This window comes from Desulfotomaculum sp. OF05-3, assembly GCF_003435535.1.
GTDB classification, from domain to species: domain Bacteria; phylum Bacillota; class Clostridia; order Lachnospirales; family Lachnospiraceae; genus Pilosibacter; species Pilosibacter fragilis.
Genome location: NZ_QWGO01000023.1, coordinates 18617 through 31128, shown reverse-complemented (window position 1 = coordinate 31128; position 12512 = coordinate 18617). Strand labels below are relative to the sequence as shown.

At 48.7% G+C, this 12512-nt stretch carries 7 protein-coding genes; all 7 read left to right on the top strand.

All coding sequences use genetic code 11. The annotated features are described in order from the left end of the window. Window positions 1-40: 40 nt before the first annotated feature. The 7 genes from glmM (at window position 41) to guaA (ending at window position 12372) form a co-directional block, all read left to right on the top strand. Window positions 41-1399: a phosphoglucosamine mutase gene (gene glmM, locus DXA87_RS12220; protein ID WP_117472430.1), complete on the top strand. Its 1359-nt coding sequence runs from the start codon at window positions 41-43 to the stop codon at window positions 1397-1399. A gap of 576 nt (window positions 1400-1975) precedes the next feature. Further along, window positions 1976-3649 carry a 2-isopropylmalate synthase gene (leuA, locus tag DXA87_RS12215; protein WP_117472428.1) on the top strand — a complete coding sequence of 558 codons (1674 nt, stop codon included), beginning with the start codon at window positions 1976-1978 and terminating at the stop codon, window positions 3647-3649. Window positions 3650-3986: 337 nt separating this feature from the next. Then, window positions 3987-5231 carry an FOG: Glucan-binding domain (YG repeat) gene (locus DXA87_RS12210; protein WP_015552510.1) on the top strand — a complete coding sequence of 415 codons (1245 nt, stop codon included), beginning with the start codon at window positions 3987-3989 and terminating at the stop codon, window positions 5229-5231. Window positions 5232-5337: 106 nt separating this feature from the next. After that, window positions 5338-5829, top strand: a complete 492-nt coding sequence (locus DXA87_RS12205) for a hypothetical protein (RefSeq protein WP_117504601.1) — start codon at window positions 5338-5340, stop codon at window positions 5827-5829. Window positions 5830-6118: 289 nt separating this feature from the next. Further along, entirely contained in the window at window positions 6119-8968 is a 2850-nt protein-coding gene (gene uvrA / locus DXA87_RS12200) for an excinuclease ABC subunit UvrA (RefSeq protein ID WP_117504613.1), read from the top strand. Window positions 8969-9305: 337 nt separating this feature from the next. Then, complete coding sequence (gene iadA / locus DXA87_RS12195) at window positions 9306-10454, top strand: beta-aspartyl-peptidase (protein ID WP_117504599.1); 1149 nt, start codon at window positions 9306-9308, stop codon at window positions 10452-10454. Window positions 10455-10827: 373 nt separating this feature from the next. Next, window positions 10828-12372, top strand: coding sequence for a glutamine-hydrolyzing GMP synthase (gene guaA / locus DXA87_RS12190; protein ID WP_117504597.1), 1545 nt, complete (start codon window positions 10828-10830; stop codon window positions 12370-12372). The last annotated feature ends 140 nt before the right edge of the window (window positions 12373-12512 follow it).

Below are 12512 nucleotides of genomic sequence, written 5' to 3'. Positions count from 1 at the left end.
ATTCTCTATAAGGTTCGCGGTATATGGAGGAAATTGAGGAATGGGAAAATATTTTGGTACCGACGGCTTCCGCGGCGAGGCAAACGTCGATCTTACCGTGGAACACGCGTATAAAGTCGGAAGATTTCTCGGCTGGTATTATGGAAAACAGGCCAAGGGAGACCACTGCAGAGTTGTGATCGGAAAAGACACGAGACGCTCCAGCTATATGTTTGAGTACTCCCTTGCGGCGGGACTCACGGCATCCGGCGCTGACACTTATCTTTTACATGTAACAACAACTCCGAGTGTGTCCCATGTGATCCGCACGGAAGATTTTGACTGTGGGATCATGATCTCCGCCAGCCACAATCCGTACTATGACAATGGAATCAAGGTCATGAACGGCAACGGCGAGAAGCTCGAGGAGAGCGTGATCACAGAGATCGAGAAGTACTTAGACGGAGAGATGGAAGAGATCCCGCTCGCGAAGAGAGAGAATATCGGAAGAACGCAGGACTTCGCGGCAGGAAGAAACCGCTACATCGGTTATCTGATCTCCATTGCGACGAGATCCTTCAAGGGCAAGAAAGTCGGTCTCGACTGCTCCAACGGAAGTGCTTCCTCCGTTGCGAAGAGCGTATTTGATGCCCTCGGCGCTGACACATACGTCATCAATGACAAGCCTGACGGACTGAACATCAACCGCGACTGCGGTTCCACTCATATTGAAAACCTTCAGAAATTCGTGAAGGAGAAAGGTCTCGATGTGGGCTTTGCCTATGATGGTGACGCGGACCGCTGCCTGGCTGTGGATGAGAACGGAAACGTCGTGGACGGCGACCTGATCCTCTATATCTGCGGAAAATATATGAAGGAACAGGGACTTCTGCGCAACAATAAGATCGTTACCACAGTTATGTCAAACCTTGGCCTTTACAAGGCACTTGACCGTGAGGGCATCGGCTACGAGAAGACGGCTGTCGGCGACAAATATGTATACGAGAACATGTCCAAGACCGGAAACTGCCTCGGAGGTGAGCAGTCCGGACATATCATTTTCAGCAAGTACGCGACTACCGGTGACGGAATCCTGACGTCCTTAAAGATCATGGAGGTTATGCTGGAGAAGAAGGAGACGCTCGGAAAGCTTGCTTCCGAGGTTACGATCCTTCCGCAGCTCTTAAAAAATGTCCGCGTGGCAGACAAGGTGGCGGCATTAAATGACCCGGATGTGCAGGCAGCAGGAAAGGCTGTTGATGAGGCACTCGGAAATGACGGAAGACTTCTCCTCCGCCAGAGCGGAACAGAGCCGCTGATCCGCGTTATGGTCGAGGCGGAGACACCGGAGATCTGCGAAAAGTATGTGGATCAGGTGATCGATGTATTGAAGAAAAAAGGTCATGTGACAGAAAGCTGATCGCTTGAAATATAAAATATGAAGGATGAGGCAGTGAAATAATTTGCTGCCTCATTTTACATATGGTTATAATCTCAGAAAGGCTTGGGAGGTGTACAGTGACTTCGTAGTTACTTTTCATGGGTAGGAATTTTCTGAACTGAAAATTCCGTATGATACTGTTATGACCGCGGATTTTGCCGATTCGGAATGCGAAGCATCGGCAAAATCCTGTTACAGTGTGCGGGCATGGAGTGCCCGTGTACTGTAACACTTCATATCTCCTATATCTAAATGTTATGGCATAGATCCTTGCGATTCCTTTTTTACAGTGATATAATGAAAAAACGGAAAAGGACGGTCAAAAACGCGACCGTCGATTGAATTTCACAAAAAAAGGACTGATGAAAATGGGGTTAGACCTAAAAGCGTAACATTGTTTATAATTGAGAAGTACAGCGTGGTTTACCGACTCCGTGGCCTGCAACTATGAAGCTGGAGGGAAACTGCAGTGCCTGGAAAGACTGCATGATCACAGAAATTCATGAAATGCAGGAATGAAAATAACTTTTATCAGAAAAGCGGAGGAAAGAAACTATGATGAATTATAAGAGATATCAGAGAGTACCGGTCATGAATTACCCGGAGCGGGAGTGGCCGAATAAAGAGATCCAGAAGGCGCCGATCTGGTGCAGCGTGGATCTGCGCGACGGCAACCAGGCCCTTGTAGAGCCGATGGTCGTTGAAGAGAAGATTGAAATGTTCAATATGCTGGTGCAGATGGGCTTCAAGGAGATCGAGATCGGTTTCCCGGCCGCTTCCCAGATCGAATTTGACTTTTTAAGACAGCTCGTTGAACGCAGGCTGATCCCGGACGATGTGACGGTTCAGGTTCTGACCCAGTGCCGTGATCACCTGTTAAAGAGAACCTTCGAGTCCATTCAGGGAATCCCGAAGGCAGTTGTGCATATTTACAACTCTACATCCACCTTACAGCGTGATGTTGTATTCCATATGGACCGTGAGGAGATCAAGCAGATCGCAATCGACGGTGTCGATATGGTAAAGAAGTACATGAAAGATTATGACGGAAAAGTGATCCTGGAGTATTCCCCGGAGAGCTTTACCGGAACAGAGATGGACTATGCGCTTGATATCTGCAACGCGGTCCAGAGAGCATGGGGACCGACACCGGACAATAAGATGATCATCAACCTTCCGTCCACTGTCGAGATGACGACGCCGAACGTATTTGCAGACCAGATCGAGTGGATGAGCAAACATCTGGAGAACCGCGAGAGCATCATTTTAAGCGTTCATCCGCATAATGACCGCGGAACAGGTGTCGCTGCTGCAGAACTTGCAATGCTTGCAGGCGCTGACCGCGTTGAGGGAACCCTGTTCGGAAATGGTGAGCGTACCGGAAACGTGGATATCCTGACCATCGCCTACAATATGTTCTCTCAGGGAATCGACCCAGAGCTTGAAATCGGCGATATCAAGAAGATCGCGGAAGTTTACGAGCGCTGCACAAAGATGCATATCGATCCGCGTCATCCGTACGCTGGAAAGCTGGTATTTACTGCATTCTCCGGTTCCCATCAGGATGCTATCAACAAGGGAATGCATGTGCTTATGGAAAGAAAGAGCGAGATCTGGCAGGTTCCGTATCTGCCGATCGATCCGTCCGATATCGGAAGAGAGTACGAGCCGGTGGTCCGTATCAACAGCCAGTCCGGAAAGGGCGGTGTTGCTTTCGTTATGGACAGCTTCTTTGGATTCAAGCTTCCACGCGGCATGCACAAAGAGTTCGCGGATGTGATCCAGAAGATCGCAGAGAAGCAGGGAGAGGTCGCACCGGAACAGATCATGGAAGAGTTCCGCATCGAGTATCTCGACCGCAAGGAACCGTACCACTTCCGCAAGTGCAAGACCACAGATTTCGAGTCCGGAGACCAGTTCACAACCGTTGCTGTTGTTACCTACTCTAACCACGGCGAGACAAAACAGTTTGAAGGTGTCGGAAACGGCCCAATCGATGCTGTGAAACGCGGACTGGAGGAGGAGCTTGGTATCTCAATCAAGGTTCTCGATTACAGCGAGCATGCGCTGACATCCGGTTCCGGGGCACAGGCGGCTTCCTATATCCACCTGATGGATCAGAAGACCGGCAAGGTGACATACGGTGTCGGCATCAGCTCCAACATCACGAGAGCATCCTTAAGAGGTATCTTCAGTGCAGTTAACCGTCTGTTTGGAGATGCAGAGTAAAATAAAAATGTCGGATATACGTTCAGTGCTGCGGTAAGACATAGGGAGAAACTGCAGTGTCCGGCGGCAAATCATAAGAAAATTTTAAATGCGGCAGAAATGGGAATGCAATCCTGTTTTTGCCGCATTTTTGCGTCATATTTTTAATGAAATGTAAGGAAAAAGAGAAGAGTTTTTAGGAAGTTTTCTGTATAATACAAGTACAAACAAAAAACGAAAGATATCTAACGGAGATATCGAAAACAAATAGCCACCGTGGGAACGATGAAAAGGAAACCGGTGGGAAAGTGAAAAAGTATATTCCGGAAACGGAAATATTTAGAAGAGGAGGGTTTCTATGAAGAAGAGATATTTTGCAGGTGCAGCAGTTGCGGCGATGATTTTAACCGCAGGAATGGCGACGACCTCTTTTGCGGACTGGTCGCAGCAGAATGGAAAATGGTATTACTACAATGACAACAACGGACGCCTCGTTCGGAATGACTGGGTATGCTCCAAGGATGCATGGTATTATATGGATTACAATGGAGTGATGCAGACAAACAGCCTGATCGATGATACTTATTATGTAAACGAGAATGGTGTCATGATCACAAACACATGGAAGTACATCAACAACAGCCGCTGGAACGAGAGCGGATGGAGATATTTTGGAGCGAACGGAAAGGCGTACACAAACGGCTGGAAACAGATCAATGACGTGTGGTACCACTTTACGGATTCCGTTTTGGATATCGGCTGGGTGGAGATCGATGGTAAGATCTATCATTTAGAAGATTCCGGAGCTATGACGACGGGCTGGAGAAAACTGGCGGACAGAGAGGATGACTGGGGTGAGTACTGGTACTATTTTAATTCCAGTGGAAAGCTGATCTATGATGGTGAGCTGAAGATCTCCGGTGAGACCTATATCTTTGACCACAGCGGAAGGATGCTGACTGGCTGGGTAAATGAGTCTGATTACACATCTACAGGACGTGACGACCTCTCCAACAGCGATGTCAATGCCCTTCGCTACTTCCGCAGCGGCGGACAGCAGATGAACGGCTGGAGATATATGGCATCCCCGGATGACGCTGAGGAAAACTGGTACTACTTTAAAGATGGCCGCGCATACTCCACATCCTATAAAACAACGGAGGCCTGCGGATACGGAATAGCAAAGATCAAGGGCGAGACCTACTGCTTTGATAAAAAGGGCCGCATGAAGACAGGTCTTGTGGAGCTGAGCGACGGCAGAAAGTTCTACTTTGACAGTGACGGAAAGATGAAGACCGGGCGGATCGTGATCAACGACGATAACCATGACAACGAAGTATTCTACTTCACAACTTCCGGCAGTATCGGAACGAGAGGCGACGGATTCACGGGTGTGAAGGACGGAAGTCTCTACGAGAACGGACGCCTTGTGAGTGCGGAAGAAGGAATGAAGTACGAGAAAGTCACCGTTGACGGAAAGACATATGTGGTCAACGAATCCGGTAAGGTAAAGACCAGCGGAACCGTGACAGATGCGGACGGCGTGAAATATAAGATCACGAAGGATCAGAACGGTGGATATAATGTAGAAGTTTCCTGGTAGGAATGGATACAAAAAGCTTGATTATATAAAGGATGATGACGGCGATGTTTTTATTGAATTGAAAAGAAAGTGTGTCTATTACATTATCTCATATGATTAGGAGGGAATGAATAGCTATGAAGAAAGCAAATTTTTTTATTTATCATCTTTGACAGTTATTTTGTTTAATATATTCTTTATTGGTTTTATTCTGAAAAACGGACATAAAGAATATATCCCTCCGGCAGGAGTCATTACATATGAATATTGGAACGAGCTGGTAAAAAATCCAGAATTAGTCGATGAAGTACTGGCAAGTAATGTTGCGAATATTTCAAGCGTATCATGCATTATATTTGTGCTTGAAATTCTATATGCACTGGCTGTTTACGATAGTTTAAGAAGTAGAGACGGACGATGGATACTACTCATAGTTCCTATAGCTTTTATCTCATACAAGATATGTCGACAGCTTTTCATAACGTATATCCCGGTGTACCATATGTTTATGCTGCTTCTACCGACTGAATTTGTATCAATAGTTCTGGAAGTCTTAAATTTATATGCGTATAGAAGATCTCGTAGCAGGGAAATGCTGAAAAACAGTACACACAGATAATGTAGAATTTCATAGAAACCCATAAAGAGAGACCCCGGCGGGCAGCTGCCGGGGTCTTTCGCGTTTTTGGGGGAAAAGACAGATGGATATGCCGATTGAAACGGTCTGCGCAGTCTGTGCAGATGAAAAGTGGTAAAACATAAAACGAACAAACGTTTGCATATGAGGCGAATTTGTGGTATACTGACCGTAACATGGGATAATGTCCGGAATACCTGGAAAACGTATAGTCCCGGAGCTCTGTGAGAATGATAAAGCAAAAGCAGACATGGCAAAGAGGAGAGACACAATGCCGAAGCAATATATAAAAATACGAGGTGCCAACGAGCACAACTTAAAAAATATTTCCCTGGATATCCCGAGAAATGAGCTGGTGGTCCTGACCGGACTTTCGGGATCGGGAAAATCTTCTCTGGCATTTGATACGATCTATGCGGAGGGACAGAGACGCTATATGGAGTCCTTATCTTCCTACGCGCGCCAGTTCTTAGGCCAGATGGAAAAACCGGATGTGGAGAGCATCGAGGGACTTTCCCCGGCAATCTCCATCGACCAGAAATCCACGAACCGCAACCCGCGTTCCACCGTAGGAACCGTGACGGAGATATACGACTATATGCGTCTTCTGTACGCTAGGATCGGTATCCCCCACTGCCCGAAGTGCGGCAGGGAGATCCGCAAGCAGACAGTGGACCAGATGGTGGACCAGATCATGACACTGCCGGAGCGGACGAAAATCCAGCTTTTAGCGCCAATGGTCCGTGGAAGAAAAGGACGTCATGAGAAGGTTCTGGAACAGGCGAAACGCAGTGGTTACGTCCGTGTGATGATCGACGGAAATCTACATGAGCTGTCAGAAGAGATCACGCTGGAGAAGAACATCAAGCACAATATTGAGATCGTTGTGGACCGTCTCGTTGTGAAGCCGGGGATCGAGAAACGTCTGACGGACTCCATAGAGACAGTGATGAAGCTGTCCGATGGTCTGATGATCGTGGATGTAGCTGACGGCGAGCCGATCAACTTCAGCCAGAGCTTTTCCTGCCCGGACTGCGGGATCAGCATCGAGGAGGTGGAGCCGCGAAGCTTCTCCTTCAACAACCCGTTCGGCGCCTGCCCGGACTGTTTCGGTCTGGGATATAAGATGGAATTTGATGAAGATCTGATGATCCCGGATAAGTCCTTGAGTATCAATGAGGGAGCAATCGTCGTTCTCGGCTGGCAGTCCTGCGCGAAGCCGGGAAGCTTTTCAAGGGCGATCTTAGATGCCCTGGCGGCAGAGTATCACTTTGATCTTGATACTCCGTTCAAAGATTATCCGAAGGAGATCCATGATATCCTGATCTACGGAACCGGCGGAAAGGAAGTAAAGGTCCACTATACAGGACAGAGGGGAACCGGTGTTTATGACGTGGCCTTTGAGGGTCTGATCGAGAACGTAAACCGCCGTTACCGGGAGACATTCTCCCAGGCCAGCAAGGCAGAGTACGAGAGCTTTATGCGGATCACACCGTGTACCACCTGTCATGGACAGCGTTTAAAGCAGTCTTCTCTGGCGGTGACGGTAGGTGGGCTGAATATTTACGAGGCTACGAATATGTCTATCGTAAAATTCAGGGAGTTTATCGATGATCTGAAGCTATCCGAGATGCAGAAGATGATCGGTGAACAGATTTTGAAGGAAATCCGGGCGAGGATCAGCTTCCTGATCGACGTGGGACTGGATTATCTGTCCTTATCCCGGGCGACCGGTACCCTTTCCGGCGGCGAGGCACAGAGAATCCGTCTGGCGACCCAGATCGGTTCCGGACTTGTGGGGGTTGCCTATATCCTCGATGAGCCGAGTATCGGACTGCACCAGAGAGATAACGATAAGCTGCTGAAAACGTTGGAACATCTCCGGGATCTCGGAAACAGTGTGATCGTCGTGGAGCACGATGAAGATACGATGCGGGCGGCGGACTGTATCGTGGATATCGGTCCGGGAGCCGGGGAACACGGCGGAAATGTGGTCGCTGTGGGAACGGCAGCCCAGATCATGAAGTGTAAGGAATCGATCACCGGTGCGTATTTGAGCGGCCGGATCAAAATTCCGGTGCCGAAGGAGAGAAGAAGCCCAACGGGCTGGATCAAAATCCGCGGCGCGAGGGAGAATAACCTGAAAAATATCGATGTGGATGTGCCACTTGGAATTATGACCTGCGTGACCGGTGTGTCGGGATCGGGAAAGAGCTCCCTGATCAACGAGATCCTCTATAAGGCGCTGGCGAAAAAGCTGAACCGTGCCCGGACGATCCCGGGAGATCACGACGGAATCGATGGTGTGGAACAGCTGGATAAGATCATCGCCATCGACCAGTCCCCGATCGGAAGAACGCCGAGATCGAATCCGGCGACCTACACTGGTGTGTTTGACCTGATCCGTGATCTTTTTGCAGCGACCACCGATGCGAAGGCGAAGGGATACTCAAAGGGACGGTTCAGCTTCAACGTGAAGGGCGGCCGATGCGAGGCCTGCAGCGGTGACGGAATCATCAAGATCGAAATGCATTTCCTGCCGGACGTCTATGTGCCCTGCGAGGTCTGCGGTGGAAAGCGGTACAACCGTGAGACCCTGGAAGTGAAGTATAAGGGAAAGAGCATTTACGATGTGTTGAATATGACCGTGGAGGAGGCGTTAAAGTTCTTTGAGAATGTGCCGTCTATCGCGAGAAAGATCGCGACATTGAACGATGTGGGACTTTCTTATATCCGGCTCGGACAGCCCTCGACGGAGCTTTCCGGCGGAGAGGCGCAGCGGATCAAACTCGCCACAGAGCTTTCCAGACGCGGAACCGGAAAAACAATCTATATCCTCGATGAGCCGACGACAGGACTCCACTTCGCGGATGTCCATAAGCTGGTGGAGATCTTAAGAAAGCTTTCCGAAGGTGGAAATACGGTGGTTGTGATCGAGCACAATCTGGATGTGATCAAGACCGCGGATTATATTATCGATATGGGACCGGAAGGCGGAGACCGCGGCGGTACCGTGATCGCGAAAGGAACGCCGGAGGAGATCGTGAAGGTTTCGGAGTCCTATACGGGGCAGTATGTCAAGCGGTATCTTGAGAACGGAGATGCCGGTTCAGACGAGTAAAGGTTACTTTTCATGGGTAGGAATTTTCTGAACTGAAAATTCCGTACAATACAGTGATGGTAGTGGATTTTGCCGATTCGGAATGCGAAGCATCGACAAAATCCTGTTACAGTGCGCGGGCATGGAGTGCCCGTGTACTGTAACGAGTAAAAAAATGAAAGTTTTGAATCATCACTTGGAATACTTCCGGCGGTATGTTATACTAAAATAATAAGAAAATCATAATTGCCCGACAGTAATTTCTATTACAATTCAGCCGTACGCTGGTTTGTCTGAACTGAATTTCCCGCTGTCGGGCAGTTATGTAAAACAGGGATTACACAGGAGGAATAAGCCCATGCTGTTAGTAAAAAACGCAAAAGTTTACGCACCGGAATATCTCGGAGTGAAGGATATCCTGATTGCCGGAGGAAGAATCGAAAGAATTGCGGATCATCTGCCGGAGTATGAGGGATGTGAAGTAATCGACGGAACCGGAAAGATCGTGACTCCGGGTATTATCGACCGTCATGTCCATGTGACCGGAGGCGGCGGAGAAGGAAGCTTCCACACTCAGGCACCGCAGGTCCAGCTGTCCAGCCTGATCAAGGGTGGTGTTACAACTGTACTTGGACTTTTGGGAACTGACGGAATCAGCAGAAGCGTGGAGAATCTTTTAGCAAAGGTAAAAGCGTTAAAAGAAGAGGGAATTTCCGCTTATGCGATCTGCGGAGCCTATGGTTATCCGAGTACGACCGTGACCGGAAGTGTCAGCAAGGACATTATGTTTATCGATGAGATCCTTGGAGTGAAGCTTGCGATCTCTGATCACCGTGCGCCGAATATCACGACAGAAGAACTGATCCGTCTGGCCAGTGATGTCCGCACCGCAGGAATGCTGAGTGGAAAACCTGGATTTATCTGCCTTCACATGGGCGGAGATAAGAGAGCATTAAAACCGGTATTTGAGGCATTAGAGCGCACCTCGATCCCGCCGAAAACATTTCAGCCGACTCACGTGGGACGCAACGCGAACCTCTTAGAGGATGCGTTTAAGTTCGCGAAGATGGGCGGAACGATCGACCTCACCTGTGGGGAATCTGAAAGCAAGTTCCACTCTGTTGCAGACGCTGTCAAGAAAGCGAAAGAAGAAGGCGTTCCAATGGAGAAGGTGACCATGAGCTCCGATGGACAGGGAAGCTGGTCTAACTATGACGCAGAAGGAAAACTTGTGGAGATCGGTGTTTCCGATGTGGATACGATCTACCGTCAGATCGTCTACATGGTAAAAGAAGAAAATATGGATTTTGAGGAACTTCTGGCTCTCGGAACTAAGAATCCGGCGATGGCTCTGGAATTATATCCGAAAAAGGGTGCTGTGAAGGAAGAAAGTGATGCCGATATCCTGATCATGAATGAAGATCTCTCTCTTGATACGGTGATCGCTATGGGCGTGCCTATGATGAGAGACGGAAAAATCCTTAAAAAGGGAACGTATGAGAAATAATGTTGCTGCCTGCGCGAGGTGCAAACATGCCTGATTATGTACAGGAACCTTCATAGTTACTTTTCATGGGTAGGAATTTTCTGAACTGAAAATTCCGTACAATACAGTGGTGGTAGTGGATTTTGCCGATTCGGAATGCGAAGCATCGGCAAAATCCTGTTACAGTGCGCGGGCAAGGAGTGCCCGTGTACTGTAATCCTTCATACTCATTAAAGTACAGGTTTTGAGGGAAAGCACTTGCCAAGTTTCCATGAATCCCTTATAATTAGTTCCAAATAGGAAAATTTATATCTGTCCGGCATTCCGGCATGAATCGATGCGGATTGCCGGGCAGTTATCAAGAAGTACATGCACATATTTCAGGAGGCACCCGATGAATCAGGAAAAAATTATTGTTATCGACTTCGGCGGCCAGTACAATCAGCTGGTTGCCCGTCGTGTCCGTGAATGCCATGTATACTGTGAGATCTACTCCTACCGGACTCCGATCGAACAGATCAAGGCAATGAATCCGAAAGGAATCATCTTAACCGGAGGTCCGAACAGCGTTTATGAGGAAGGTGCTGCTACATGCAGCAAGGAACTGTTTGAGATGGGCGTTCCGGTACTCGGACTCTGCTACGGCGCGCAGCTGATGTCCCACGTTCTCGGCGGACATGTATGCAAGGCACCGGTTCGTGAGTACGGCAAGATCGAAGTGACTGTGGATAAGACAAGCAAGCTTTTCGGAGATGTATCCGAGAAGACGATCTGCTGGATGAGCCACAATGACTACATCGAGAAAGAAGCACCTGGATTCAGAATCGTCGCACATACTCCGGACTGCCCGGTTGCAGCCGCTGAGTGCGAGGAGAAGAAATTATATGCGATCCAGTTCCATCCGGAAGTCCTTCATACTCAGGAAGGTACAAAGATGCTCCATAACTTCATCTATGAAGTCTGTGGATGTGCCGGCACATGGAAGATGGACGCATTTGTTGAAAACAGCATCAAAGCGATCCGCGAGAAAGTTGGAAATGGAAAAGTTCTCTGCGCGTTATCCGGTGGAGTTGACTCTTCTGTTGCAGCCGTTATGCTCGCAAAGGCAGTCGGCGACCAGCTCACCTGTGTATTCGTTGATCACGGTCTTCTCCGTAAGAATGAAGGCGACGAGGTCGAGGAAGTATTTGGACCGAATGGCCCGTACGATCTGCACTTTATCCGCGTAAACGCACAGCAGCGCTTCTACGATAAATTAGCAGGCGTTGAGGAGCCGGAGAGAAAGAGAAAGATCATCGGTGAGGAGTTTATCCGTGTGTTCGAGGAAGAGGCAAAGAAGATCGGTGCTGTTGACTTCCTTGTACAGGGAACGATTTATCCGGACGTTGTAGAGAGTGGTCTCGGCGGAGAATCCGCAGTGATCAAATCCCACCACAATGTCGGAGGACTTCCGGATTATGTTGATTTCAAAGAGATCATTGAGCCGCTCCGCGACCTCTTCAAAGACGAGGTTCGTAAGGCCGGTCTGGAACTCGGAATTCCGGAGAAGCTCGTATACCGTCAGCCGTTCCCGGGTCCGGGACTTGGTATCCGTATTATCGGCGCCGTAACACCGGAGAAAGTAAAGATGGTACAGGAAGCTGACGCAATCTATCGCGAAGAGATCGCAAAGGCAGGAATCGCCCGCAATATCGGCCAGTACTTCGCAGCACTGACTAATATGCGCTCCGTAGGTGTTATGGGTGATGAGAGAACCTACGACTATGCGATTGCCCTGAGAGCCGTAAACACCATCGACTTTATGACTGCCGAGGCCGCTGAGATCCCGTGGGAAGTTCTCGGAATTGTATCTAGCCGTATTGTCAATGAAGTACCGCATGTTAACCGCGTACTCTATGACTGCACAGGGAAACCGCCGGCTACGATTGAGTTCGAATAAACAAAAATGTTTAGTGAATCCGGCATTTATGCGGGTTTGCGGCACTTTTAAAAGTCTTTTGATAACAAATTGATAACAGTTGCATGAGAGCCATTATTCTTGTAACCCGGTGGTTTTAGGGTTAGAGAATAATTGACAGG

Coding starts and splice junctions, on each gene's coding strand:
- iadA (WP_117504599.1), top strand. CDS start 9,306: ATGCTGTTAGTAAAAAACGCAAAAGTTTACGCACCGGAATATCTCGGA.
- guaA (WP_117504597.1), top strand. CDS start 10,828: ATGAATCAGGAAAAAATTATTGTTATCGACTTCGGCGGCCAGTACAAT.
- uvrA (WP_117504613.1), top strand. CDS start 6,119: ATGCCGAAGCAATATATAAAAATACGAGGTGCCAACGAGCACAACTTA.
- DXA87_RS12205 (WP_117504601.1), top strand. CDS start 5,338: ATGAATAGCTATGAAGAAAGCAAATTTTTTTATTTATCATCTTTGACA.
- DXA87_RS12210 (WP_015552510.1), top strand. CDS start 3,987: ATGAAGAAGAGATATTTTGCAGGTGCAGCAGTTGCGGCGATGATTTTA.
- leuA (WP_117472428.1), top strand. CDS start 1,976: ATGATGAATTATAAGAGATATCAGAGAGTACCGGTCATGAATTACCCG.
- glmM (WP_117472430.1), top strand. CDS start 41: ATGGGAAAATATTTTGGTACCGACGGCTTCCGCGGCGAGGCAAACGTC.